Here is a 25,686-nt window from a genome sequence, read left to right as displayed (position 1 = left end):
CCGGGCGCCCCCCCCCCCCCCCCCGGGGGCCCCCCCCCCCCGCGGGGGGGGGGGGGGGGCCCCCCGGGGGGCCCGGGGGGGGCGGGGGCCCCCGGGCCCCCCCCCCCCCCCGGGGGGGGCCCCCGCCCGTCTCCCTCGTCTCAGTCCTCGTCGCCCGCCTGGACCACGACGAGGAAGGCGTCCGACTTCAGGTCCATCACCACGGTGGCGGGCTCCCCCTCGGCCCGCCGCCGGGCCGCGGACTCCTCCGCCGGCCACGATCCGCGCGGGGCTCCCGCGGGGAAACGCTCCAACACCTTCGCGCCCATAGCGGCAGACACCTCCCGATTCGATACGAACACGTCCGTCACCTACGCCTGCCCGCTGCCGGCCGAAGCATGTTCAGGACGCGTCCACCCGGGCGACATCCGGGCGGTCGCGGTCCCGGCCGCGGTCGTCGTGACGGCCGAGCCGTCCCGGCCACCAGGCGCGGGCGCCGAGGTCCCGCACCAGGGCGGGCACCAGCAGCGAACGCACCACGAGCGTGTCGAGCAGCACGCCGAAAGCGACGATGAAGGCGATCTGCACGAGGAAGGCCAGCGGGATCACGCCGAGCGCGGCGAAGGTGGCGGCCAGCACCACCCCGGCGGAGGTGATGACACCACCGGTGCTGATCACGCCCCGCAGCACGCCCTCGCGGACCCCGTGCCGCAGGGACTCCTCGCGCACCCGGGACATGAGGAAGATGTTGTAGTCGACGCCCAGCGCCACGAGGAAGACGAACCCGTACAGCGGAACGGACGGATCCGTGCCGGTGAATCCGAAGACGTGCTCGAAGACGAGGCCGGAGATCCCCAGGGTGGCGAGGAAGTTCAGCCCCACGGTGGCCACCAGCAGGGCGGGCGTCAGCAGGGAGCGCAGCAGCACGGTCAGGATGACGAAGATGATGGCGAGGACCACCGGCACGATCAGGGTGCGGTCGCGCTCGGCGGTGCGCAGGGTGTCGTACTGCTGGGCCGTGTAGCCGCCCACCAGGGCGTCCGCGCCGGGGACGGCGTGCAGCGCGGTGCGCAGCCGCGCCACCGTGTCCTTGGCCGCGTCGCTGTCCGCCGCCGCCTTCAGGGTGACGTCGACACGGGTCCGTCCGTCGACGACGAGCGGCTCCCCGCCGGGCGCTCCGGACGCGCTCACCGCCGCGGCCGAGGCCACGCCGTCGGTCGTACGGGACGTCTCGACCACCTTCGTCAGCCGGTCGGCGTCGGCGATGACCACCACCGGGTTGCCCGCACCGCCCGGGAAGTGCCGGGCGAGCGTCTGCTGGGCCGCCACGGACGGGGCGTCGTTGACGAAGGTCTCGTCCAGCGGGACGCCCTTGGAGGTGAGGGTGGGCGCGAACGCGGCGCAGGCGAGCAGTGCGGCCAGCGACACCGCCCACACCTTGCGGGGGGCCCGGTCCACCAGGGCCGCGACCCGGTGCCACACCCGTCCTCCGGCACCCTGCCCGTCGGCCTGCCGCGGCTTGGCGGGCCAGTAGGCGGCGCGGCCGAGGAGAACCAGGACGGCGGGGAGGAAGGTCAGCGTGCTCACCACGGCGGCGATGATGCCGATGGCCCCGACGGGCCCCAGCGCCCGGTTGTTGGTGAGGTCGCTGAGCAGCAGGGCGAGCAGCCCCAGGGCGACGGTCGCGGCACTGGCCACCACGGTGCTCCAGGAGCGGCCCAGCGCGGCTCGCATGGCCGCGAACCGGTCCGTGCGGGAGGCGATTTCCTCGCGGAAGCGGGCGGTCAGGAGCAGGGCGTAGTCGGTGGCCGCGCCGATGACGAGGATCGACAGGATGCCCTGGACCTGCCCGTCCACGCGCACCACGTCGTGGTCGGCGAGCACGTAGACGACGGCGCAGGCGAGGCCGAGCGCGAGGACGGCGCCGACGATGATCACCAGGGGGAGCAGCACACTGCGGTAGACGAGCAGCAGGATCACCAGGACGGTCACCAGCGCGACGGCGAGGAGCAGGCCGTCGATGCCGGCGAACGCGTCGGAGAGGTCGGCCTGGGTCGCGGCCGGTCCGGCCAGCTGGACGGTGGTGCCGGGGACCCGCTCGGCCGCGGCGCGGATCCGCTCCAGGGCCGGGGCCAGTTCCTCCCCGAGGTCGGGGCGCAGCGGCACCACGCCCTCCAGGGCCTTGCCGTCCTCGGAGAGCAGCGCGGGCGAGACCCGGCCCGCCACCCCCGGAGCGTCGGCGAGGGAGGCGAGGGCCTGGGCCGCGGCCTCGCGCCGGTCCGCCACCCGGGTGTCCCGGTCCGACGTCCACACGACGATGGCCGGCAGGGTCTCGTCCTGGCGGAAGGCCCGCTGGGCGCTGATGACCTCGGTCGATTCGGCGCTGCGCGGCAGGAAGGCGGCCTGGTCGTTCGTGGCGACCTCGCCCAGGCGCCCGGCGAACGGGCCGAGGACGCCGCCGAGGACGAGCCATACGGCGACGAGCAGGACCGGGACGAGCCGTCGGGCGCGTCGAAGGGTGGTGGACATCGTTCTCCTGCTGCGAAGGGACAGATATCTCGATGACTAACAATCTCAATCATTGAGTCATCGTGGACGGGGCGATCCTAGACTGCGTCCGTTCTTCTGCCCCTGCGGGGTCGGCGGATGCGCCGGGGCGCGCCCGGTTCTCAGCGGCCGAGGGAGCTGTTCCCCCTCAGCGGCTGAGAGGGGCTGTTCCCGTTCAGCGGCCGAGGGTGGCTATCCCCGAGAGTTCCTCGTTCATCGCCGCCAGGAAGCGCAGCACCACCGACAGCTCCTCCTCGGTGAAACGGGACCGGGCGGCCTGCGTGGCCTCGGCCAGGGGCCGGAAATGGGCCCGCGCCGCGGACCGGGCGTCCGACACGTAGTGCAGGTGCACCACTCTGCGGTCGGCGCTCTCACGGACCCGCCGGACGTGACCGGCGCGCTCCAGCCGGTCGACGCACGCGGTGACGGCACCGGAGGTCAGCCCGAGGTGCTCGCGCAACCGCTTGGGGGTCATGGGCTCCTCGGCGTCGAGGATCGCCGCCAGCGCCTGGACGTCCGTGGCATGCAGCCCCTGGTCGCCCGCGAACCCGTGCACCAGCCGGTTGATCTCGCCGTTCATCCGCCGCAGCCGGACCGCGAAGGCGTACAGGTCGGTCGGTGGCGCGGGCGCGTCCGCGTCCCGTCCCCGTTCGTGCTGCTCCCGATCGTTCCCTGTGGCCACGCGATCAGCGTAGCCGCTGCCCGCGATCACCCGATCGTGCCCTCGGACCGCGTCGCGCATCCGCGGCCCGCCCCCACGGGGAAGACACCCGGGGAAGGCACACCGGGTGGGGACGTCGACGCGAAGGACCGAGGACTCATGACAGCACAGGGCCAAGAGCACGGCCGGGAATCCCTCCGCTGCCTGGTCACCGGCGCCACGGGCTACATCGGCGGCCGGCTCGTCCCGGAACTGCTGGCGGCCGGCCACCGGGTGCGCTGCCTGGCCCGCTCCCCCGAACGGCTGCGCGACCACCCGTGGGCCGGGGAGGTGGAGGTGGCGCGCGGGGACGTCACGGACGCCGCGTCGGTCGCCGAGGCGATGCGGGACGTCGACATCGCCTACTACCTGGTGCACGCCCTGGGCTCGGGCCGGGACTTCGAGGAGACCGACCGGCGGGCGGCGCACGTCTTCGGCGAGCGGGCCCGCGCCGCCGGGGTGCGCCGCATCGTCTACCTCGGGGGCCTCACCCCGCCCGGTGTCCCCGAGCGGGAGCTGTCGCCGCACCTGCGCTCGCGCGCCGAGGTCGGCCGCATCCTGCTGGCCTCGGGGGTGCCGACCACGGTGCTGCGGGCGGCCGTGGTCATCGGCTCGGGCTCGGTCTCCTTCGAGATGCTCCGCTACCTCACCGAACGCCTGCCCGTCATGGTCACGCCGAGCTGGGTGCGCACCAGGATCCAGCCCGTCGCCGTCCGGGACGTGCTGCGCGCCCTGGTCGGCAGCGCCCTGATGCCCGAGGACGTCAACCGGGCCTTCGACATCGGCGGGCCGGAGGTGCTGACGTACCGGGAGATGATGATCCGCTACGCCGCGGTGGCGGGTCTGCCGCGCCGGATCATCGTCCCGGTGCCCGTGCTCACCCCCCGGCTCTCCAGCCACTGGGTGGGTCTCGTGACGCCCGTGCCCGCCTCCATCGCGCGGCCGCTCACCGAGTCGCTGCGCCACGAGGTGGTGTGCCAGGAGCACGACATCGCCCGGTACGTGCCGGACCCGCCGGGGCATCCGGTGGGCTTCGACGAGGCGGTACGGCTGGCGCTGCGGCGGGTCCGCGACGCGGAGGTCGTCACCCGCTGGTCCTCCGCCTCCCTGCCCGGCGCCCCCAGCGACCCGCTGCCGACCGACCCGGACTGGGCGGGCGGCAGCCTGTACACCGACTGCCGGGAGGTGCCCGTGCGCGCGTCCCGGGAGGCGCTGTGGCGGGTGATCGAGGGCGTGGGCGGCGACAACGGCTGGTACTCCTTCCCACTGGCCTGGGCGGTGCGCGGCTGGCTGGACCGGCTGGTCGGCGGGGTGGGACTGCGCCGGGGCCGGCGCGACGCGGCGCGTCTGCGGGTCGGCGACTCGCTGGACTTCTGGCGGGTCGAGGAGATCGAGCCCGGACGCCTGCTCCGGCTGCGGGCCGAGATGCGGCTGCCCGGTCTGGCCTGGCTGGAGATGTCCGCGGAGACGGACGAGGCGGGCGGCACCCACTACCGTCAGCGGGCCCTGTTCCATCCGCACGGGCTGCTCGGCCAGGCCTACTGGTGGAGCGTCTCCCCCTTCCACGCGGTGGTGTTCGGCGGCATGGCCCGCAACATCGCCCGGGCCGCGGCGGCCCAGGCTCCCGGCCGGACGTCCGCCGCGTGAGCGCGCATCCGCCGGGCGCCTCGTCCCGGAAGCACCCGGTGGCCCCTCACCCCCGTCGGAAGTCAACGTCATGAACGTCTCCGTCGTCCTGTTCACTTCCGACCTGCGGCTGCACGACCATCCGCCGCTGCGGGCGGCTCTGGAAGGGGCCCGGGAGGTGGTCCCGCTGTTCGTGCGCGACCGGGCCGTCGACGCCGCCGGGTTCGCCGCGCCCAACCGGCTGGCCTTCCTCTCCGACTGTCTGCGGGATCTGGACGCGGGGCTGCGCGAACGGGGCGGGCGGCTGGTGCTCCGGTCGGGGGACGTGGTCGAGGAGGTGTGCCGGGTCGCCGGCGAGGCGGGCGCCGACGAGGTCCATCTGGCGGCCGACGTCAGCCGGTACGCGCAGCACCGCGAGGAGCGGCTGCGGCACGCCCTGGAGGCGAGGGGCGTACGGCTGCACGTGCACGACGCCGTGACGGCCGCCGTCGCGCCGGGGGCGGTGACACCGGCCGGGTCGGACCGCTTCGCCGTGTTCACGCCGTACTTCCGGCGCTGGTCGCAGGAAGGGCTGCGGGGGGTGCTCGACGCGCCGCGCGCCGTCACCGTCCCGGACGGCGTCGGCTCGGAGGAACTCCCGGCGTACGACGGCGTGTCCGAGGGACTGGCGGCGGGCGGCGAGCGCGAGGGACGGGCACGGCTGGCGGCCTGGCTGCGCCACGGGATCACCGCGTACGAGGACCGGCACGACGACCTGGCCGGCGACGCCACCTCCCGGCTGTCGCCCCACCTGCACTTCGGCACCCTCTCCCCCGTGGAACTGGTGCGCCGGTCCCGCGCGGCGGGCGGCGCGGGCGCCGAGGCGTTCGTACGGCAGGTCGCCTGGCGCGACTTCCACCGTCAGGTGCTGGCGGCCCGTCCGGCGGCCGCCGTCGCCGACTACCGGCCCCGGCACGACGACTGGCGCACCGAGCGGACCGCCCACGACGACATCGAGGCGTGGCGGGAGGGTCGTACCGGCTACCCGATCGTGGACGCGGCGATGCGGCAACTGCGCCACGAGGGCTGGATGCACAACCGGGGCCGGCTGCTGACGGCGAGTTTCCTCACCAAGACGCTGTACGTCGACTGGCGGATCGGCGCGCGCCACTTCCTGGAACTGCTCGTCGACGGGGACCTGGCGAACAACCAGCTCAACTGGCAGTGGGTCGCGGGCACCGGCACCGACAGCCGCCCCAACCGGGTCCTCAACCCGGTGACACAGGCCAGGCGGTACGACCCGGACGGGGCGTACGTGCGGCGCTGGGTGCCGGAACTGGCGGGGATCGAGGGTGCGGCGGTGCACGAGCCGTGGAAGCTGCGCGGCCCGGACCGGGCGGCGGCCGGCTACCCCGACCCGGTGGTCGAGCTGTCCGAGGGGCTGGCCCGCTTCCGGCGGGCGCGCGGACTCGACTGAGGCGCGGGCGGTGCCGGTGGACGGACGGCGGCGCGGGGCGTCGCGCCGTGGGACCGTCGCCGTGTGTGCGGCCCGGTGGCCGCGGCGGCGCCGGCTTCCGTGGTCGTCCGTCTCCCGCCCGGGCGTGCGGATCCGCTCACCACGTGCGGCCCGCGTCCAGCAGCAGTTCGCGGACGCGGGTGACGTCCGGGTTCCCCACCGCTCCGGGCCGCTGGACGAGGAAGGCCGTGTTGATCGGCGGGTCCTCCGGCTCGTGCAGGGCGACGAGGGCGCCCGAGGCCAGCTCGTCGAGGCAGAGATAGCGGGGCAGGACGGTGAAACCCGCGCCCGCGACGACCGCGGCGAGCACACCGCGCAGGTCGGGCACGGTCACGGCGGCGGAACCGGACAGCCGCCGGCCGAAGACGTGCCGCCAGTAGCGGCGGGCGATCGGCAGGTCCTGCGCGTAGGTGACCAGCGGGACCGGGTGCAGGGCCGCCGGCAGTTCGGCGGCCGGCCGGTCGCCGAGCCGCTCGGCCCAGACGGGAGCGGCGACCAGGACGAACTCCTCGTCCATGAAGGGCGTCGAGGTCAGGGTGCGGCCGCGCGGGCGGGTCGTGGCGATGACCAGGTCGTGCCGTCCGGCCCGCAGCTCGTCGAGCAGCGGCTCGGTCAGGCCCGGTGCCACGCGCAGCCGGACGCCCTCGGCCGCCAGCGGCGCGAGGGCGGGCAGTACGCGCAGGCACAGCAGTTCCGCGGGACCGGCGAGGTGCACGGGATCGGCGCGCCCCGCCGTGGCCGGGCCGGGCCCGGCCACCGTGGCCAGCTCGTCGAGCGGCGCCGCGATCCGCGCGGCCAGCGCGTCGGCGACGGCGGTCGGGGCGACACCCCGCGGAAGCCGCTCGAACAGCTCCCGTCCGGCCTGCCGCTCCAGGGTCCGCATCTGTGTCGTCACGGTCGGTTGCGAGAGTCCGAGCAGTTGGGCGGCGCCGGTGAACGACCCCGAGCGGTAGACCGCGAGGAAGGTCCGCAGCAGGTTCAGGTCCAGGTGGTGACTTTGGTCCACCGTGTGCAGTATTCCGTGTGGGCCATCGGGATTCACATACCTGGCATGGGAATTCTCATTGGTCGCCTATGGCTTGACGGCTTAGGTTCGGGGCATCGACACACCGACGCTCCGCACCCTGACGCTCCGCACCCGGAACGTCGGGAACGATCCCTTGGAGAGACCACCATGGCAAAGATCCTTTTCGTGATGACCGGCGCGGACCACTGGACGCTCGCCGACGGCAGCCGGCACCCCACCGGCTTCTGGGCCGAGGAGGCCGTCGCCCCGTACGAGGCGTTCCGCGCGGCGGGCCACGAGGTGGTCGTCGCCACGCCGGGCGGTGTGGTCCCCCCGGTGGACAAGGGCAGCCTCGCGGCCGAGTCGAACGGCGGCCAGGAGGGGGCCGACCGTGTCGCGGCCGGGCTCGAGAAGATGACCGAGCTGCGGCGTCCGGTGCGTCTGGAGGACGTGGACCTCGCCGACTACGCGGCCGTCTTCTACCCCGGCGGGCACGGCCCGATGGAGGACCTGGCCGTCGACGCCACCTCCGGCCGCGTCCTCGCGACGGCCCTGGAGTCCGGTACGCCGCTCGGCGTGGTCTGCCACGGCCCGGCCGCCCTGCTGGCCGCCGTGAGGGAGGACGGCACCAACGTCTTCGCCGGCCGCCGTGTCGCCGCCTTCACCAACGACGAGGAGACGCAGGCAGGCCTCGCCGACAAGGCCAAGTGGCTCCTCCAGGACCGGCTGACCGAGGCGGGCGTCGACGTGCGGATCGGCGAGCCGTGGGCGCCGCACGTGATCGTGGACGGCAACCTCGTCACCGGCCAGAACCCGGCCTCCTCGGCCCCGCTCGCCGCCGAGCTGCTGAAGAAGCTGGCCTGACCCAGCCGTCCGGGCGGCTCCGCGAGGCCCCGGACACCACCTCCGGGTGCCCGCACCAGCCGGATCCGACCTGTCCGGCGGCTCGCGGGCGCCTCCGCGCGTCCCGTGAGCCGCCGGACGCGCAGGGGCCGCCGAGAGGGGAAGGGCCACCGAGACGGAGAAGGCCACAGAAGCGGACGGGCCGCCCTCTCGGCACGGTCGCCGGTCCGGAGGGCGCGCCTGACACCCACCGCCCGGACCCGGCGGGGACCCGCCGGGTCCAGCCGGTCCGCAGCGGTCCTCACCTGCCCGACAGCAGGGTCAGGGCCTCCTTCAGCCCCGCCGGTCGCGGCAGCCCCCGCGCGGAGCGCCCCGCCCACCCGGGGCCACCGAGCACCACCGTCGGCCCGCGCCGCGCGCCGCTGACGCCCCACCGCATGTCCGCGACCTGCCGGGCGAGCGCCGGACTCGCCGTGGAACGGGCCTGCGCCCACAGGACCACGGCGACCGGGCCCAGCCGGCCGACCGCTGCGGCGAGCGCCTCGGCCGGGACGGCCGCCCCGAACATGCGGGTGGCCGTGCCGCTTTCGAGCAGGGCCGCGTTGAGCGCCTCCAGCGGCAGGGTGTGCTGCTCCCCCGGCACGCACGCCAGCATCACGGGCCCGACGCCCTCCGTGCGCCGGTCCGCCGCGGGCGGACCGGTGACGCGGCGCAGGGTGGTCGAGACGTGCCAGGACAGCAGGTGCTCGACCTCCACGTACCGGTCGCCGGAGGACGCCCACTTGCGTCCCACCGCGTGCAGGGCCGGCACCATCACCTCCTCCCAGGCGACGGGCAGCCCGTGCCGTTCGACGGCCTCGGCCAGCAGCTCCTCCACGGCGGGCGCGTCCAGCCGTACCGCGGCACGGGCCAGGCCCCGGCACTCCTGGCGGACGTCGGCGCCCAGGGGCAGCGCACCGGCCGCGCGGGAGCGCGCCGACGGAGCCCCGGCCGGCCGGGGCGGCGCGTCGGCACCCGCCCTCGCGGCTCTGGCCGCCTCCGCGGGCGGCACACCGGCCGACGTCAGCCGGCACATGGCCTCGACCACGGCCACGTCGTCCGGGCGCCAGCGGCGGTGCCGTCCGCCGTCGCGCTCCACCGGTCCGAGGCCGTAGCGGCGGTCCCAGGAACGCAACGTGGTGGGTGCCACGCCCAGCCGGCGAGCCAGCGTGCCGGTCGTCAGGCCGACGTCGTCGGGGTTCGGGGACTCTCGCATGAGCCGACGATACGACGCCGGAACGACGCGGGGTGCGGCGCACCCGCGGACAGGAGCCGGCGGTGCGCAAGGAGCTGCGGCGACATGGCGGGAGCTGCTGCCGTGCGCGCGGGACGGCGGGCGCGAAGCCCTACACATAAAGGAAAAATAAGAGCAGAATGGGATAGCGCGGCGTATACCGCACACCGCATCGAAGCGGTCAGGCCAGCAAGTCGAAGGAGATGGGTCATGGCCAACGTCTCGCACTCCAGAGGCGACATGTCGACTCACCCGGATGTCCCCGAGATGCGGACGAGGTACGACCGCATGCTCGGCGGTCGCGATGTGGCGCTCGTGGACGGACCGGTGTTCCTGCTCGGTCTGTACTGCGCCGTGTCCCCGTGGATACTCCACTACACCGCCAGCCAGCCCGCGCTCGTGACGCACAACCTGATCGTCGGCATCGCGATCGGTCTGCTCGCGCTCGGATTCACCGCGGCTCCGGCCCGTATGTACGGACTGAGCTGGGCCATGTGCGCGCTCGGCACATGGATGATCGTCGCTCCGTGGATCGTCGGCGACAGCCCGGACGCCGGTGTCATCGTCAACAACATCGTCATCGGGGCCCTGGCACTGGTCCTCGGGCTGGTGTGCGCCGGTACGGCGGCGAAGAGCGTCCCTCGCGCGTGACCCCCGTGGCACGAACGGGGGACAGGAAGGCGGTCCGGCCGGGCCGCCTTCCGTCGTCCGCCCTCCGTCATCAGCGCGGCCGGCGGCCGGGCGACGGCCGCGGGTCAGCGGCGGCCGGCCGCCACCGTGGCGTGAGGCGGTGGCAACAGCCCGGAGACGACCTCCGGCGGCCAGACACCGTACGCCGGCAGCAGCGGCTCCGGCGGGCCGGGCGGCGGCCCGGTCCTCGTCGGCGTCGGCGTACCGGTCCTCGTCGGCGTCCCGGCCGAGGCGGGCAGCGCCGTGGGCTCCGGGCCCCGCTCGACGAACGGCGGAAGGTCCTGGGCGCAGCGCACGCCCACCGGCGGCAGCGCACCGGTCAGGAAGTAGCGCACCACGTGCCGCCCCACGCAGGCGCTGGGGTTGTCCAGCGCGGTGTGCCCGTACCCGTCGACCGTCAGCAGGCGCGCACGGCCCAGCTCCATGGCCATCGCGCGGCCCGACCGGTACGGGGTCGAGGGGTCGTGGGTCGAGTTGACCACCAGCACCGGGTGGGCGGTCGGACGGTCCCACGGACCGGTGTACGCCCGCGCCGCCCGGGCCGGCCACCCGGCACACGGCTCGTTGGCCCAGGCCCACCAGCTGCCGAGCGCACCGGCCTCCGCCACCGCCCGTCGTTCCAGGGCGGGGTAGCGGTCCGGCGAGCGCGGGTTGGGGCTCTCCGCGCACAGCACCGCGACCGACTGCTCGAAGCCCGGGTACCGCACCGGTTCCGCCGGCGTGGCGCCGGTTTCGACGGGCGCCCGGCCGTCCCACAGCCCCTGGAGCGTGTCCGCGATCCCGGCCCAGCCGGGGTGCACGGTGTAGAGCCCGCCGCGCACCTCGCTCACCGTCCGCGCGTACGTCCACCCCCCGACCGGCCGCTTCGCCAGGCGTCGCAGCAGGGAGTGGTACTTGGCCCGGGTGGCCGCCGGGCTGCCCGCCGAGAACACGCACTCCGTCACGGGCGCCCGGCCGCAGTGGCCGAGGAACTGCTCCAGCGTGTCGGCCGAGCCCACGTGGGAGCCGAGCCGCAGGAAGGTGTTCGGCCCGGGCTCGCCGGTCGCGCCCCGGTCCACCCACGCCCGCGGGTCCACGTTCCCGTCGAGCACCAGGCGTCCGACCCGCTCGGGGAACAGGTTCGCGTAGGTCGCGCCGAGCAGCGTGCCGTAGGAGATGCCCCAGTAGTCCAGCCGTTCCTGCCCCGTCGCGCGGCGCAGGAGCTCCAGGTCGCGGGCGGTGTCGGCGGTGGAGATGTGGCGCAGCAGCTCCGGGTCGCGCTGTTCGCAGCGCCGCGCGAGGTCGGCGTGGGCGGCGGTGAACGCGCGCTGTTCCCGCTCCCCCACCGGGAACGGGGGCACCTCGGTCTGCCGGGCGGCGGCCTCCTCGGCGGTGGCGAAGCAGCGCACGGCCGTGCTCTCGCCGACGCCCCGCGGGTCCCAGCTGACGATGTCGTAGCGGTCGCGCAGTTCGCGGGGGAACTTCTCGTACAGCTCCGGCAGTCCGACGGTGCCCGGGCCGCCCGGACCGCCGGGGTTGAAGAACAGCGTGCCGGCCCGCCCGGCCGGTTCGGCGGCGCGGTGACGGATGACGGCCAGCTCGATGGTGCGGTGCCCGGGGCGGGTGTGGTCGAGCGGCACGTTCGCCACGGCGCACTCGAACTCGGTCTGCGCCTCCCCCTCACAGGGCTTCCACCGCAGGACGACGCCGACGTCACCGCCGGGGCCGCCCGCGGACGCCGGGCCGACCGCTCCGAGCAGCATCACCAACGCCCCGGCCGCCGCACCGGCGGTTCCTCTGAGCGGCATCCGTACGACGGTCCGTGGCATGGGCGGGCCCTTCCCTGGCGACTGACGGGAGCCGGGCCCTGCGACAGCGGCCCCGCCGCCATACCATCGGCGACCCGGCCTCCGGGCAACCGACACGCGTCCGAACGGGCGATACGGCGTCGTGGTGCGGGCGTCGAGGGCACCGTTGGGTCAGCGGCCCCGGGCCGGGCGCGCCGTCGGTGTGGTCCGGGGCGCACGGCGAAGGTCCGCCGGACGGACGGCCCTACGGCGTGTACACGTACGGCGTCGTCGTGGTCAGGGGCGTGAAGCCGAGGCGCTGGAGGATGGGCCGGCTCTGGTCGGAGGCGTCGACCTGGAGGTGGCGGTAGCCGCGGTCGGCGGCGATGCGGGCGCGGTGGGCGACCAGGGCCCGGTAGATGCCGCGGCCGCGCCAGGCCTCGGAGGTGCCGCCGCCCCACAGACCGGCGAACCGCGTGCCGGGGACGAGTTCCATGCGGGCCGAGCTGACCGGTTCGTCGCCGGCGAGGACGACGAGGGCGACGACGTTGTCCGGGTCCGTGGCGAGACGGTCCCGCATCAGGTCCCGCAGCCAGCCGGCGTCCTTGCCGAACGCCCTCTCGTTCGCCTCGGCCATGAGATCGACGCCCGCCCGGTCGGTGACGGGCACGACGCGCAGCCCCTCGGGCAGTTCGGCGCCGACGAGCTGGTCGGCGGTCTCACCGATCATCAGGGTCTCCTCCGCCTCGGGCACGAACCCGGCCGCCACGAGGCGGTGTCCCAGGTCGGCGGGCCGGTCGTGCCCGTAGAGCTTCCACTCGAAGTCCCGGCCGAGTCCGCCGAAGTACGCGATCTGCCCGGCGATCGCCGCGTCCGCGTCCGCGGCGTCCAGGCCGGACCACACGACGCCGTTCCAACCGCCCTCGGAGCCGATGTGACGGACCACCCGCCCCACGCGTTCGACGCGTGCGCCGGGGCTCTCGGGGAGCGCGCCTTCGCGCATGTCCCGGTCGTACAGGGCGAGTACCGCGGCGTTGTCCATGGGGACACTCCAGCAGCGCGCCCCGGTGCGATCAACGGATTTACCGGGGGCCGACGGTCCTACCCTGGGGCCGGAGAACCGCACGAGGACGAGGAGAGCCGCACACCATGCCGAAGGACGACGAACTCCCGCATCTGTGCCGCTGCGTCGCGCTCGCCGAGGAGGCGTTGCGGGCCGGGGACGAGCCGTTCGGCTCGGTGCTGGTGGGGGCCGACGGGACCGTGCTCGCCGAGGACCACAACCGGGTGGCGTCCGGCGACCGCACCCGCCACCCCGAGTTCGAGCTGGCCCGCTGGTCCGCGGCACACCTGTCGCCCGGGGAACGGGCGGCGGCCACGGTGTACACCTCCGGCGAGCACTGCCCGATGTGCGCGGCCGCCCACGCCTGGGTCGGCCTCGGCCGCATCGTGTACGTCGCCTCGTCCGCCCAGCTGACGACCTGGCTCTCCGAGTGGGGCGTGCCCGCGGCACCCGTACGGGCCCTGCCGGTCCAGGAGATCGCTCCCGGCGTGGCGGTGGAGGGGCCGGTGCCCGCGCTGGTGGAGGAGGTGCGGGCGCTGCACCGGCGGTTCCACGGCGTGCTGGCGGAGCCGGAGCGGCCGTAGGGCCGCGCGGGGCCCACGGCCGCGCGGGGCCCACGGCCGCGCGGGGCCCACGGCCGCGCGGGGCCCACGGCCGCGCGGGGCCCACGGCCGCGCGGTGGCGGCCGGTCAGCGCTCCGCGCCGGGGCGGAACCGGCGGTGGAGGACCGCTCCGCCGAGGATCAGCGCCGCGGCGCCCGCGAGAGCGGGGGCGGTGGCGTCGGTGCCCGTGCGGACGAGGGCGGTGGCCCGCCGCCCCTCCCCAGAACGCGGTGGAACCATGCGGGTCATGGCCGAACGGCCTTTCATCCCCACGGGTGTCGTTCCTGTCGAACCGGTTGTCGAACCGGTGACGGAGCACGTCGTGCCGTCGCCGCCCGCGCGGGACGCGGGCGGGCACCGCCCCCTCGCGCCGTCCGCCCGGCAGGCCTCGCGTGGGGCCGCCCGGCGTCCGAAAGGCGGGTCCCGGGGAGCCCGCCTATCGTGGGCCGGGGCACCGGTCCCCGGTCCGCTGCAAGGCGTCTGGGAGGCATTGATGCTGGCCAAGCTGTCGACGCGACCCGCACTGCGACGTGGCGCGCTCGCCGCCGTCGCCACCCTGGCGCTGCTCGGCGCGGGGCTGCCCACGGCGGCCACGGGCACGGACGCCGTCCGCCCCGCGGACCTGTCCCGGTTCCACGACCAGAGGATCAGGTGGGGGAAGTGCACGGGCGAGGACATGCCCGACGACCTCCAGTGCGCCAAGGCGACCGTCCCCGTGGACTACGCGCGTCCCGACGGCGCCACCCTCGACCTGGCACTCGCCCGTTACCGCGCCACCGGCGACAAGCGCGGGTCCGTCCTGCTGAACTTCGGCGGGCCCGGCGGCCCGGGTGTCCCCGAACTCGCCTACGGCGGAAAGGAGTTCATGGACCTCACCGACGGCTACGACGTGGTGACATTCGACCCGCGGGGCGTCGGCCGGTCCTCCCCGGTCAGCTGCGGGGACGCCGAGGACGACGCGTACGCGGCCGTCGACGACGACCCGGACGAGCTCGACGATCCGCGGGCGCTGCTGGCACGGCTGAAGAAGGCCGCCGCCGCGTGCGCCGAGCACTCCGGGCCGGTCCTGCCGCACATCGGCACGGTGGACGCGGCGCGGGACATGGACGTGATCCGCGCGGCCCTCGGCGACCGGAAACTCAACTACCTGGGCTTCTCCTACGGCACCCGGCTCGGCGCGGTGTACGCCGCCCAGTTCCCCGACCGGGTGGGACGGCTCGTCCTGGACGGCGTGGACACGCTCACCGAGCCGCTCGCCGAGCAGGGCATCGCGGGCGCCCGGGGGCAGCAGGTGGCGCTGGACGACTTCGTGGACTGGTGCGTGAAGGACATCGCCTGTCCGTTCGGGCAGGACGCGCGCACCGCCCGCGAGGAGGTGCGGCGGCTCGTCCGGTCGATGGACGAGGACCCGGTGCCGACCGACTTCGGTGAGGCGTTCACGGGGCAGGACCTGGTGGGCGCGATCGGACAGGGGCTCTACAGCAAGCAGTTGTGGCCGTCCCTGCAGCGGGCGCTGGCCCAGCTCGTCGAGAGCGGGGACACCAGCGGCGTCATGGCGTTCGCGACCGGCGGTCTGTCCCTGCCGGTGCGTGATCCGGGGGGCGGTGATCCGAGCGGGGGGCTGGCCGACGAGGAGGAGATCCCCCTGGACAACCTGCCGGCGGCGCTGATGGCGATCAACTGCGCCGACGACCCCGACCGCCCCACCGCCGAGCGGATCACCGCCGACCTCGGACGGCTGCGCGCCGCCTACGAGGAGGCGTCGCCGGTCTTCGGGCAGTACCGGCTCACCCAGGTCCTGATGTGCTACGGCCGCCCCCCGGGCACGGACTACATACGCGACGAGGTGAAGAACCTCGACACCCCGAAGATGCTGCTCGTCGGCACCCGCGGGGACCCGGCGACGCCGTACCGCTGGACCGTGGAGACGGCGGAGCGGCTCGGGTCGTCGGCCGTGGTGCTGGACAACCGCAGCGAGGGACACACGGGGTACGGCTCCTCGAAGTGCGTGCACCGCAAGGTCGACGACTTCCTCCTCTACGGTTCCCTCCCGCCGAGCGGCAGCTCCTGCGGGGCCGACGAGGACGACTGAGTGGGCCGCCATCTGCCGCTGCTGCTGGTCGCCGTCGGCGCGGCGGGGACGGCACTCGCCGCGTGCGCCGGTTCGGCGTGGTGGTGGCCGGCGGCCGGGCCGCTGCTGGCGCTCACCTGCGCCGGCGTCCGCGATCTGGTGCAGCGCCGCGACTCGCTGCTGCGGGCGTACCCCCTCACCGGGCGTCTGCCGTGGGTGCCCGGGCGCGGTGCCGTCGAACCGGCCGGTGTCGTGGGCGAGTTCCTCGTGTCGTCCCTCGGCCCGGTCGAGCCGCCCGAGGAGACTCCCGTGGTGCGGGTGGGCGGCCCCGACTGCCGGCTGCCGTACGACATGGCGCTGCTGAACGTGTCCGCGATGAGCTTCGGGGCGCTCTCGGCCCGCGCGGTGCACGCCCTCAACCGGGGCGCCGCGCTGGGCGGGTTCGCGCAGGACACCGGCGAGGGCGGGCTGACCGAGCACCATCTGCGCGGCGGCGGCGACCTCGTCTGGGAGATCGGGACGGGCTACTTCGGCTGCCGGACCGACGACGGGGCGTTCGACGCACGGGAGTTCGCGGACAAGGCGGCACTGCCCGAGGTGCGGTGCGTGTCGCTGAAGCTGTCGCAGGGGGCCGCGCCGGGCGGCGGCGCGCTGCTGCCCGGCAGCAAGGCGAGCGCCGCGGTCGCGCGGGAGCGCGGGGTGCCGGTGGGCGAACCGGTGGTGTCGCCGCCAAGACACCGGGAGTTCGCCACGCCGCGGGAGCTGGTGCTGTTCCTGGCGCGGCTGCGGGAGCTGGCGGGCGGCAAGCCGACCGGGTTCAAGCTGTGCGTGGGCTCGCGCCGGGAGTTCCTCGCGGTGTGCCGGGCGATGGTCGCGGAGGGCGTCGCGCCGGACTTCGTGGTGGTGGACGGGTCGGAGGGCGGCTCCGGCGCGGCGCCGCCGTACGCCGGTGAGGTCGGGCTGCCGCTCACCGAGGGGCTGATCACCGTGCACAACGCGCTGGTCGGCGCCGGGCTGCGGGACCGGGTCCGGATCGGGGCGAGCGGCCGGGTGGCCACGGGCACGGACGTGGTCCGGCGGCTCGCCCAGGGCGCCGACTTCACCAACGCGGCGCGCGCGATGATGCGGGCCGTCGGCTGCGTGGAAGCCGGCCGGTGCGCCGCCGGCACCTGCCCGGTCGGCGTCGCGACACAGGACCCGCTGCGGATGCGCGCCCTCGACGTGGCCGACAAGGCCCGGCGGGTGCACCGCTACCAGCGCGAGACGGTCCGCGACGCCGTGCGGGTCATGGCCGCGATGGGCGTCCGGGAGCCTGCCGGGCTCACGCCCGCCCACCTGGTGCGGCGGACGGGCCCGGGGAGGCTCCGGTCGTACGCGGAACTGTACGAGTGGCTGGAGCCGGGAGCGCTGCTGTCCGGGCCGCCGGAGTCCTGGGCGGCGGACTGGAAGGCGGCGGACCCGGACGGTTTCCGCTAGGACCTGTCGGTGCCCGCCGCCGACGGGGCCGTCACAAAGGCGTCGACGGCAGCCGTCAGCTCGGCCGGCTTCTCCACGGGCAGTTCGTGGCCCGCGTCGAGGATGCGGACGGTGGCGTCCGGACAGGCCTTCGCCATCCGCAGCATCTGCCGCACCGGGAGCTGGATGTCGTGGTAGCCGTGGATCATCAGGGTCGGCGTGCGGATCTCCCCGGCCCGGTCCAGGACGTCGAAGGCGCGCATGGCCCCGTACAGCGTCATGACCACCTCGCGCGGGGTGTCCGCGGCGGACCTGACGTAGGCGCGGATCTCCTCGCGCGGGTGGCCGGGGGCGAAGGCGCGCTGGATGTTCGTGGCGACGAACAGCTTGTACGGGACGAGCGTGGAGGCGGCCATCAGCAGGCCTCGGCCGCGGTTGTACGCCATTCGGCCGATGGAGTTCACCAGCACCATGCGCTCGACGCGTTCGGGGTGGGCGAGGGCGATGGTCTGCGCGATCATCCCGCCCATGGAGTGGCCGATCAGCACGAACCGCTCGACCTTCAGGTGGTCGAGGAGGGCGAGGACGTCGTCCGCCAGGTGCCGGACCGTCCGCACGCCCGCCCCGGTGCTGTCACCGTGCCCGCGCAGGTCGAGCCGGATCACCCTGCGCGAGGCCGAGAAGTGCGCCGTCTGGTGGTCCCAGCGGTGCCGGTTCGCCGTCCAGCCGTGGACGAACACCAGAGGCACCCCGCCGCCGTCGCGGGGCCCCTCGTCGTCGTACGTCAGTGCTGCGCCGTCGACTTCGAGCTGCGGCATGGGTGTCTCCCGCGGGTACGTCCGGTCTTCCGGTTACTGACGCGTACCGTAACCGGCCGACGGGGGCGGCGTCACCGTCGTTCGCCGAGGAAGTCGAGGAAGTCGAGGACGGGCCCGGACGCGGCGGGGGGCGCTCCGGCCGAGGGGGCGCGTCCAGGAGGCCGCGGCCCGGCGTCCCGGCGCACCCACGCCGGTTCGCCCTCCTTCATCCCGCTTCATTGCCCCAAATGCCGTACCTCCGATTCAGCCCTATCGTGCTCATATGGAGCACGAACTGAGCCCCGCGACCCTCTCCGAACTGCGCCGTCCGCGGCCCTATCCCGCGGTGTCCGTGCTGACGCCGACACATCGCCGGGAGCCCTACAACACCCAGGACCGGGTCCGGCTGCGCAATGTCGTGGCCGAGGCCAAGAAGCAGCTCGAGGCCGATCCGGCGGTCACCCGGGAGCGGCGCGCGGACGTGGCGGAACAGCTCGACCGGGCCCTCTCGGAGGTCGACCTGACGTACACCGAGGACGGCCTGGTGATCTTCGCCGCACCGGGCGAGCACCAGGTGTGGTCGCTGGCCCGCCCGGTGCCGGAGCGCGTCGTCCTCTCGGACACCTTCCTCACCCGCAACCTCGTCTCGGCGCAGGCCGCCGAGCGGCCGTTCTGGGTGCTGTCGGTCTCCGCCGACCGCGTCACCCTGTGGAGCGGCGGCGCCGACCGGGTCACCGAGGAGCACTCCCACGGCTTCCCGCTCATCAGGAGCCGGGAGAACTTCGACGCCGAGCGGATGGAACGCACCGGCGACCTGCCGAGCACCTTCCGCGACGAGGACACCCGCCACTTCCTGCGCGACGCCGACACCGCCATGGGCCGGCTGCTGCGCGAGGCACCGCGCCGGCTCTACGTCACCGGCGAGACGGCCGCGCTGTCCCTCCTGGACGAGATCGGCGGAGGCACCCGCGACGCCGTGCACGTGCCGCACGGGGGCCTCACCCACGCCACCCCGGAGGCGGTGTGGGAGGCGGTCCGCCCGGTGCACGACGCCGAGGCCCGCCGGGACACCGCCGCCGTGGCCCGGGAGCTGGACTCCGCCCGCGGCCGGCGCACCTTCGCCGCCGGGGTCGACGAGCTGTGGCAGAACGCCCGGGAGGGCCGTGTCCGCCTCCTCGCCGTGGAGGAGAACTACAGCGTCACGGTCCGCGACGACGGCGACCACCTGATCCCGGCCGAGAGCACCGACCTCGACTCCCGCGACGACATCGTGGACGAGATCGTCGAGCAGTGCCTGGAGACGGGCGCCGAGGTCCGCTTCGTCCCGGACGGCACCCTGAGCGACGCCGACGGCATCGCGGGCGTGCTGCGCTACTGAAACCCCCACCCGGTCGGCGTACGCTGCACATGATCGTCGGCCGGGAGGGAGCGCGTACGTGGGTGAACTGCTGGGCGTGGCGGTGCTGGGTGCCGGGCACATGGGCGCCGACCACATACGCCGGATCGACCGGGTGGTGAGCGGTGCCAGGGTCGCCGCCGTGGCCGATCCGGACGCCGCCCGTGCGGAGGAAGCCGTCGCCGGCGTAGAGGGAGCCTCGGTGCACACCACGGCCGAGGCCGCGCTGGACGCGCCCGGCGTGGACGCCGTCCTGATCGCCTCGCCGGGTCCCGCGCACGAGGAGGCGCTGCTGGCGGCGTTCGCCCGCGGCCTTCCGGTGCTGTGCGAGAAGCCGATGGTGCCGGACCCGGCCGGGGCGCTGCGGGTGCTGGAGGCGGAGGCCCGGCTCGGCCGGCGGCTCGCCCAGATCGGGTTCATGCGGCGCTACGACGCCGGGTACCGCAGGCTCAGGGCGCTGCTGGAGGACGGGCGGCTCGGCCGGCCCCTGATGCTGCACTGCACCCACCGCAACGTCTCCTCGCCCCCCGGCTTCACCAGCGCCATGCTGATCGACAGCTCGGTGTCGCACGAGATCGACGCGGCCCGCTGGCTGCTCGGCCAGGAGCTGACCGCGGTCACGGTGCTGCGGCCCCGCCCGTCGTCCGGCGCCCCGCGGGGCCTGCTGGACCCCCAGTTCGTGGTCTTCGAGACCGACGGCGGCGCCCTGGTCGACGTGGAGGTCTTCGTCAACTGCGGCTTCGGCTACCAGGTGCGCTGCGAGGCCGTGTGCGAGGCGGGCAGCGCGCGCGTCGGCGACGACCACGGCCCGCTGGTCACCGCGCGCGGCTCGGCCGGCACGGACGTGCCGCAGGACTATCTCGTCCGGTTCGCCGACGCCTACGACCGCGAGGTGCAGGCCTGGGTCGACGCCGCCCGGCGGGGCCGGGTCACCGGCCCGACCGCCTGGGACGGCTACGCGGCCTCCGTCGTCGCCGAGGCCGGGGTGCGGGCGCTCGACAACGGCACGGACGGCGCGCGCGTGGCCGTCGACCTCGCCCCGCGCCCGGCCCTGTACGGCTGACGCCGGGGCGGTCTCACACGTTGCCGAGCAGTGCGTGCAGACTCTCGTCGACCGCCGCGCCGACGTCCTCCCGGCCCGCGGCGACCACGGCGTAGCTGCGCAGCAGGAAGCGGCGCAGCGCGGCCGTGTCGAACTGCAGCAGGGCGAGCCCGAGCGGCGAGTGGAACTCCACGACCGTCCGGGACCGGCCGCACGGCCAGATGTGCACGTCACCGCCGCCGGCCGGTCCGTCCAGCCCCTCCTCCAGCAGCGCGCGGCCGAACGTCCAGGTGACCGCCTCGCCCTGGAGGGAGACCTCCGGCGGGAAGTCGAGGTGCACGGCGAGCGGGTCGGCGGAGGTGTAGCGGAGCGTCGCGGGGACGGGGAGATCCCGCTCCTCGGCGGTGATGAGCCGGGCGCGGGCGGGCTGTTCGACGGTGACGCGGGCGGGATCCATGGGCGCTCTCCGCAGCGGTGAGTGGTCGGCTGTTTCCGGCGTGTGCTTGTAGGACCTCGCAGGGGCCGATCGCATTACGGGAAAGCCGCGTGAATTATTGTGACCTGCGTCACGGTGGCCCGGCCCGGCGCCGCTTCCCGGCCCCCACCCTGAACACGTGACCGCCGAACACCCGAGTGATCACCTCCAGGTGCCCCCCGGAAGTCACTCAAGTCGCGTACGCCGCCTACGACTCACCCCGACGGGGGCCTACGTCGTCGGCACCCCCCGAGCTGCCCGTGAAGACTGTGGCATATGCCGGACGCATCACCGGATCGTGTGTTGCCAAATCCCTTACACCGCGTGGCGGGCTGTGCCACAGTCGTAACGGCCCCTTCGCCAGTCCGGCCGTCCCGTCCCCATCGGAGTGCGTCATGCCGTCCCCTCTCTCCGCGGACCGCCCAGCCGCCCGGACGCCCGGACGCGGCCAGGTCGACGCGCTGATCACGCAGACGCGACGGCTCATGGGCGACGTGGACGCCGTGCGGCAGGACGCGCAGGAGGACACCTTCGACCCGCGGGGACGCTGGCAGCGCGCACTGTGCGACCTGGCACTGCACCAACTCGAGTACCTCGACGCGCACTTGGCGCAACTGCGGGACGGTCCACCGCCCCCTCCCCCGCGTGAGTCGCCGCTCGGCCGGGTCGGCAGCGCGGAGTGGAACCTGCTGACCGACGAGGTCTCCTGGTCCCCGGAACTGCACGGCATCGTCGGCCGCGACCCGGCCGCTCCGCCGCTCACCCTCGACGAACTCCCGTCCCTCGTCATCGAGGAGGACCGCCCGCACCTGACCGCCATGGTCACCGGCTGCCTCGTCGACGCGAAACCCATCGACGGCGAGTTCCGGGTCGTCCGGCCGGACGGCGAGGTGCGGACCGTGCACATGATGGGCGAGCCCGTGCTCGACGCCCGCGGCAGCACCACCTCGATGTGGGCCGTGCTGCGGGACGTCAGCGAACTGCGCCGCAGCCGGCGCGCGGTGGGCACGACCCGTGACTCGCTCCACCTGCGCCGGCGTCCGGCACCGGCCGAGTACCGGCCCGCGGCCGGGCCGCGGGAGGCCACGCCGTCTTCCCGGCGCGCCTCCCCGCGGCTCCCGCGCACCACCGGCACGCTCGACCTCGCCGCCCGGCACCTGCCCGCCACGCCGAGTTCCCCGACCGACGGCAGCTGGTACGACGCCCTGGAACTACCCGGCGGCGAGACGCTGTTGGGCGCCGGCGCACTCACCGGGCACGGCCCGGACGCCACCGCCACCCCCGCGACGACGCTCGGCGCCCTGCGCGGCATGGCGATGTCCGGCGCCGGCCCGGCCCAACTGCTCTCCTGGCTGGACCAGTTACTGAGCGCCGCCGCCCCGTCGGCCCGGTGCTCCACCGTGTACTGCCGCTACCGGCCCGCCACCCGCACCCTGGCATGGGCACAGGCCGGGCATCCCGGCCCGCTGCTGTTGCGCGCCGGGAGGGGGCGCCGGCTGGACACACCGGACCGCACCCCCCTCGGCGCCGGCCCGGGTGCCGCCCCCGAGCAGGCCGAGACGACCCTGGAGGAGGGCGACGTACTCGTGCTGCACACGGACGGGCTGGTCCCCGCCCGCGGCCCGGACCCCCTCCTGGACCTGGCCCCGCGCCTGGCGGGACTGCGCACGGCACAGGACTGCGCACGGCTGATCGCACGGGAGTGCGGCGACGGCGGCCGCGCGGACGAGGCCTGCGTGCTCGTCGCCCGGGTCACCCGGTGACCGACAGACCGATAACCGTCAACTCATCTACGCCTGAACGGTGTTGTTCTTGCCTCCCCTCGGCTTCGGCAGCGCCTGCCGGATCTCCTCGCGCAGTTCGCTGATCCGCGGGTAGTTCGCGTACTCGGCGGTGAGCCGGTACATCTCGCGCAGCCTGTCCCAGGTACGCCGGGAGGAGTTCGACCCCATCGACATCAGGGCCAGCCGCGCGTACCGGTCGGCCTGTTCGGGGTCGTCCGCGATGAAACAGGCCGAGGCCATGGACAGGTGGTCGAAGATCTTCGACCGCTCCCGCCCGTCGACCCGCAGGGCGAGGGCCTTCTCCGCGTAGTACCGGGCGTGCACGGCCGCCCCCGGCTCGAACTCGGCGAGCGTGCGATAGGCCAGGGCCTGCATGCCGTACAGGTCCTCGTCCTTGAAGGTCTGCATCCAGGACGGCGTCTCCGCGTCGATCCGGCCGGAGACGAACAGGTCCTCCGCCTGCCCGAGCGTGCGGCGCATGGCCTGCCCCTTGCCCATCGAGGCCTGGGCCCAGGCCTCGATGGTGTGGAACATGGCCCGCGTCCGCGGCAGCACCGCGTCACCGGAACCGGACTGGGCCAGCTTCATGAGGTCCAGGGCCTCGTCGGGCCGGCCGATGTGCACCATCTGACGGGCCGCCCGGGAGAGGGCCTCCCCCGCCCGGGGCCGGTCGCCGCCCTCCCGCGCGGCATGGGCGGCGATCACGAAGTACTTCTGGGCGGTGGGCTCCAGGCCGACGTCGTGCGACATCCAGCCCGCGAGCACGGCGAGGTTCGCGGCGACGCCCCACAGGCGCCGCTGGAGATGGGGTGGGTGGCGGTAGGCGAGCATGCCGCCCACCTCGTTGAGCTGGCCCACCACGGCCTTGCGCTGGAGTCCGCCGCCACGGGCGGCGTCCCAGGCCCGGAACACCTCCACCGAGCGCTCCAGTTCGTCGACCTCCTCCGCCCCCACGGGAGCGGCCTCGTAACGGTCGAACCCGGCGGAGTCGGCGTGCAGGAGGGGGTGATCGGCGACGGAAGCGCCGGCGGAGAGGGTGGGGTCGGTGTGCAGCCAGTCGTACATGGCACTGCTGAGTGCTGATCCCGCGGCGAGCGCGGCACCCGCGCCCACCAAGCCGCGTCGGTTGAGCATGAGGTCCATTCCCGTGAATTCGGTGAGGACCTCGGCAGTCCGTTCGGGCGCCCACGGCACGCCGTCGGGATGCTGCGCACTCCCGTCGCGTGGCCGTTTCCCCGCACGCCCGTGCCGGACCAGACCGAGGTCCTCGATGGTCACGACACGGCCGAGACGCTCGGTGAACAGAGCCGCCAGCACCCGCGGCACGGGATCGCGCGGGATCTCTCCCCTGTCGATCCACCGCCGCACCCGGGAGGTGTCGGTCGACAGCTGGGGGTGGCCCATGGCCGCCGCCTGCCGGTTGACCAGCCTCGCGAGTTCCCCTTTGGACCAGCCGGCCAGGCCGAACAGGTCCGCCAGGCGGGTGTTGGGTTGTCCGCTCACGTAAGCCCCCAGGTTCTCGGCTGAGTTGACAGTAGCCCCGTGCAAGTTGCCGGGCGACTATTCGCCAGGGTTCGCCAGGGTGCGCCAGATGGTGTGCCACTGGGCGACAGGTGTCAGGTAGGAGTGCGCCACCCCGCCCCGGTCGCCGAGGGACATTCCCCAGGGTGCACCCGGGAGGCCGGGCCGGGCGGCGCATCGATGTCGCAGGCACACGAAGGGATCTGTTTCGCCCATGTACACAGCATCGTCCTCCGTGTCCGCCCCGCCCCGGTCGCTGCACTCCCGCCCGGGCGGCGGCGGCCCCTACCTCGCCCCCGCCCGGCCGGCACCTCCCGTGCTCGGCGCGGGCCGCGGTGCCCGGCGCCCGGCGGGGCTCGGCACCCAGCCCCTCAGCGGGAGACTCGACCTGTCCGGCCCGCAGGGCGCCCAACTGCGTACGGCGATCGCGTCGGTGCACCGGATCTGCCCGGAGTTCGCCCCCGTGCAGGTACTGCGCCGCAACGGCCGCTCCGTGCTCCTGGTCGGCACGACCGGACGCAGCACGGCCGTCGCCAAGTGTTTACTGGACCACTCCCCCGCGTGGGCCGAGCGGATCCGGCACGAGATAGCTGCGTACCGCACGTTCGTCCGGCACCGCCCCCCTGTGCGGGCACCGAGACTGATCGCGGCGGACCCGGACAACTGCACCCTCGTCATCGAACGGATGCCCGGACGCGTGGCGGCCCTGCAACGGCATCCCGCGGAGGCCCCGCCCCGCGCGGACATCCGGGCGGCGCTCGGCGCGATCTGCCGGCTCAACACCTGGCGGCCCGCGGCCGGCACCTTCGACGCCCCGCTGGACTACGCGGCCCGGATCTCCCGCTACCACGAGCTGGGTCTGCTGACCGACCGGGACCTGGGGGACCTCCAGAAGCTGCTGCACGGCATCGCGGCGACCGCGGGCCGGCAGGGCATGGGCCAGTTCTGCCACGGCGACGCCCTGCTGTCCAACATGCTCCTGTCACCGGCCGGTCCCGTGCTGGTGGACTGGGAGCACGCGGGCTGGTACCTGCCGGGCTACGACCTGGCGACCCTGTGGGCGGTCCTCGGCGAGGCACCGGCGGAGCGCCGCCAGATCAGCCAGATCGCCCAGTCGGCGGGCCCGGCCTCACGCGACGCCTTCCTGGTCAACCTGATGCTGGTGCTGACCCGGGAGATCCGCACCTACGAGATGGCCGTGCAGCGTTCGATGCACGACTCGGCCCCCGCGGCCCCGGGGGCGGCCCACCCGGGCGCCGTGCCGTCCGGCGAGGAGCAGCGGTTGCTGCTGCGGCGGCTGCACGACGACTGCCAGATGGCCCGCCGGGCCGTCCGGGCGGCGGTCGGCACTCGCTGATCGGCTCGAGCGGACAGGCGAGTGGCGAGTGCGGATCGGCCCGCGCCGATCCGCACTCGCCGAGGCGAGAAAGGTCGGTGGTGCGCCAGAACGGCGGCGCACCGCGGACCTTCGCGTGCCGGCCGCCTTCGCGCCGGAGCCACCGGAGCCACCGGTGTACGCCGGTGACGGACCGCAGGCGGCGGAGCCACCCGCCAC

General features: G+C 74.7%; 22 protein-coding genes. 11 read left to right on the top strand and 11 right to left on the bottom strand.

Annotation, left to right across the window (positions count from 1 at the left end; all coding sequences use genetic code 11):
• Positions 1-140 precede the first annotated feature (140 nt).
• The 3 genes from ACGFQC_RS24025 to ACGFQC_RS24015 form a co-directional block, all read right to left on the bottom strand.
• On the bottom strand, positions 141-308 hold the full coding sequence (locus ACGFQC_RS24025) for a hypothetical protein (RefSeq protein WP_363089407.1): 168 nt from the start codon (positions 306-308) through the stop codon (positions 141-143).
• 73 nt (positions 309-381) lie between these two features.
• Positions 382-2,508, bottom strand: coding sequence for an MMPL family transporter (locus ACGFQC_RS24020; RefSeq protein ID WP_363089408.1), 2,127 nt, complete (start codon positions 2,506-2,508; stop codon positions 382-384).
• Between the two features lie 193 nt (positions 2,509-2,701).
• Positions 2,702-3,208 (bottom strand): MarR family transcriptional regulator, encoded by a 507-nt coding sequence (locus ACGFQC_RS24015; RefSeq protein ID WP_363089409.1) that lies wholly within the window; start codon positions 3,206-3,208, stop codon positions 2,702-2,704.
• A 138-nt stretch (positions 3,209-3,346) separates the two neighbouring features.
• Between ACGFQC_RS24015 and ACGFQC_RS24010 the strand changes: the two genes are divergently transcribed.
• Both ACGFQC_RS24010 and ACGFQC_RS24005 read left to right on the top strand, forming a co-directional pair.
• A complete protein-coding gene (locus ACGFQC_RS24010) occupies positions 3,347-4,873 on the top strand; it encodes an SDR family oxidoreductase (RefSeq protein ID WP_363089410.1) in 1,527 nt (508 codons plus the stop codon).
• Positions 4,874-4,943: 70 nt separating this feature from the next.
• Positions 4,944-6,308: a deoxyribodipyrimidine photo-lyase gene (locus ACGFQC_RS24005; RefSeq protein WP_363089411.1), complete on the top strand. Its 1,365-nt coding sequence runs from the start codon at positions 4,944-4,946 to the stop codon at positions 6,306-6,308.
• A 136-nt stretch (positions 6,309-6,444) separates the two neighbouring features.
• Here ACGFQC_RS24005 and ACGFQC_RS24000 read toward each other — a convergent pair whose 3' ends face one another.
• Positions 6,445-7,353, bottom strand: a complete 909-nt coding sequence (locus ACGFQC_RS24000) for a LysR family transcriptional regulator (RefSeq protein ID WP_363089412.1) — start codon at positions 7,351-7,353, stop codon at positions 6,445-6,447.
• A 168-nt stretch (positions 7,354-7,521) separates the two neighbouring features.
• Between ACGFQC_RS24000 and ACGFQC_RS23995 the strand changes: the two genes are divergently transcribed.
• Positions 7,522-8,217, top strand: coding sequence for a type 1 glutamine amidotransferase domain-containing protein (locus ACGFQC_RS23995; RefSeq protein WP_363089413.1), 696 nt, complete (start codon positions 7,522-7,524; stop codon positions 8,215-8,217).
• Positions 8,218-8,497: 280 nt separating this feature from the next.
• On the opposite strand, the gene ACGFQC_RS23990 is transcribed toward ACGFQC_RS23995, so the two are convergent.
• Positions 8,498-9,451 (bottom strand): MerR family transcriptional regulator, encoded by a 954-nt coding sequence (locus tag ACGFQC_RS23990; RefSeq protein ID WP_363089414.1) that lies wholly within the window; start codon positions 9,449-9,451, stop codon positions 8,498-8,500.
• Positions 9,452-9,679: 228 nt separating this feature from the next.
• Between ACGFQC_RS23990 and ACGFQC_RS23985 the strand changes: the two genes are divergently transcribed.
• Positions 9,680-10,120, top strand: coding sequence for an SPW repeat protein (locus tag ACGFQC_RS23985; RefSeq protein WP_363089415.1), 441 nt, complete (start codon positions 9,680-9,682; stop codon positions 10,118-10,120).
• 104 nt (positions 10,121-10,224) lie between these two features.
• Here the strand turns inward: ACGFQC_RS23985 and ACGFQC_RS23980 are convergent, their stop codons facing one another.
• Positions 10,225-11,967: an alpha/beta hydrolase gene (locus ACGFQC_RS23980; protein WP_363089416.1), complete on the bottom strand. Its 1,743-nt coding sequence runs from the start codon at positions 11,965-11,967 to the stop codon at positions 10,225-10,227.
• Between the two features lie 223 nt (positions 11,968-12,190).
• On the bottom strand, positions 12,191-12,967 hold the full coding sequence (locus ACGFQC_RS23975) for a GNAT family N-acetyltransferase (protein ID WP_363089417.1): 777 nt from the start codon (positions 12,965-12,967) through the stop codon (positions 12,191-12,193).
• Positions 12,968-13,074: 107 nt separating this feature from the next.
• On the opposite strand from ACGFQC_RS23975, the gene ACGFQC_RS23970 reads away from it, so the two are divergent.
• Positions 13,075-13,572 carry a nucleoside deaminase gene (locus tag ACGFQC_RS23970; RefSeq protein ID WP_363089418.1) on the top strand — a complete coding sequence of 166 codons (498 nt, stop codon included), beginning with the start codon at positions 13,075-13,077 and terminating at the stop codon, positions 13,570-13,572.
• Positions 13,573-13,677: 105 nt separating this feature from the next.
• On the opposite strand, the gene ACGFQC_RS23965 is transcribed toward ACGFQC_RS23970, so the two are convergent.
• Positions 13,678-13,839 (bottom strand): LPXTG cell wall anchor domain-containing protein, encoded by a 162-nt coding sequence (locus ACGFQC_RS23965; RefSeq protein ID WP_363089419.1) that lies wholly within the window; start codon positions 13,837-13,839, stop codon positions 13,678-13,680.
• A gap of 244 nt (positions 13,840-14,083) precedes the next feature.
• On the opposite strand from ACGFQC_RS23965, the gene ACGFQC_RS23960 reads away from it, so the two are divergent.
• Positions 14,084-15,682, top strand: a complete 1,599-nt coding sequence (locus tag ACGFQC_RS23960) for an alpha/beta hydrolase (protein ID WP_363089420.1) — start codon at positions 14,084-14,086, stop codon at positions 15,680-15,682.
• Positions 15,683-17,137, top strand: a complete 1,455-nt coding sequence (locus ACGFQC_RS23955) for an FMN-binding glutamate synthase family protein (protein ID WP_363089421.1) — start codon at positions 15,683-15,685, stop codon at positions 17,135-17,137.
• On the opposite strand, the gene ACGFQC_RS23950 is transcribed toward ACGFQC_RS23955, so the two are convergent.
• Positions 17,134-17,934, bottom strand: coding sequence for an alpha/beta fold hydrolase (locus ACGFQC_RS23950; protein WP_363089422.1), 801 nt, complete (start codon positions 17,932-17,934; stop codon positions 17,134-17,136). The genes ACGFQC_RS23955 and ACGFQC_RS23950 overlap by 4 nt on opposite strands.
• A 262-nt stretch (positions 17,935-18,196) precedes the next feature.
• Here ACGFQC_RS23950 and ACGFQC_RS23945 point away from each other — a divergent pair, with 262 nt between their 5' ends.
• Together ACGFQC_RS23945 and ACGFQC_RS23940 are read left to right on the top strand one after the other, a co-directional pair.
• Complete coding sequence (locus ACGFQC_RS23945; RefSeq protein ID WP_363089423.1) at positions 18,197-19,291, top strand: chemotaxis protein; 1,095 nt, start codon at positions 18,197-18,199, stop codon at positions 19,289-19,291.
• A 58-nt stretch (positions 19,292-19,349) separates the two neighbouring features.
• A complete protein-coding gene (locus ACGFQC_RS23940; protein ID WP_363089424.1) occupies positions 19,350-20,372 on the top strand; it encodes a Gfo/Idh/MocA family oxidoreductase in 1,023 nt (340 codons plus the stop codon).
• Positions 20,373-20,385: 13 nt separating this feature from the next.
• On the opposite strand, the gene ACGFQC_RS23935 is transcribed toward ACGFQC_RS23940, so the two are convergent.
• Positions 20,386-20,808, bottom strand: coding sequence for an SsgA family sporulation/cell division regulator (locus ACGFQC_RS23935; RefSeq protein ID WP_363089425.1), 423 nt, complete (start codon positions 20,806-20,808; stop codon positions 20,386-20,388).
• A gap of 413 nt (positions 20,809-21,221) precedes the next feature.
• On the opposite strand from ACGFQC_RS23935, the gene ACGFQC_RS23930 reads away from it, so the two are divergent.
• The gene (locus ACGFQC_RS23930; RefSeq protein WP_363089426.1) at positions 21,222-22,589 is read left to right on the top strand and encodes a SpoIIE family protein phosphatase; all 1,368 of its coding nucleotides are present in this window, start codon (positions 21,222-21,224) and stop codon (positions 22,587-22,589) included.
• Positions 22,590-22,616: 27 nt separating this feature from the next.
• Here ACGFQC_RS23930 and ACGFQC_RS23925 read toward each other — a convergent pair whose 3' ends face one another.
• A complete protein-coding gene (locus tag ACGFQC_RS23925) occupies positions 22,617-24,113 on the bottom strand; it encodes a hypothetical protein (protein WP_363089427.1) in 1,497 nt (498 codons plus the stop codon).
• A 232-nt stretch (positions 24,114-24,345) separates the two neighbouring features.
• On the opposite strand from ACGFQC_RS23925, the gene ACGFQC_RS23920 reads away from it, so the two are divergent.
• Entirely contained in the window at positions 24,346-25,488 is a 1,143-nt protein-coding gene (locus ACGFQC_RS23920; protein ID WP_363089428.1) for an aminoglycoside phosphotransferase family protein, read from the top strand.
• Positions 25,489-25,686 lie beyond the last annotated feature (198 nt).

Origin of the sequence: Streptomyces sp. NPDC048734 (assembly GCF_043198675.1) — a bacterium.
In the GTDB taxonomy this organism is placed as follows: Bacteria; Actinomycetota; Actinomycetes; order Streptomycetales; family Streptomycetaceae; genus Streptomyces.
This window is presented reverse-complemented; position numbering and strand designations above follow the sequence as displayed.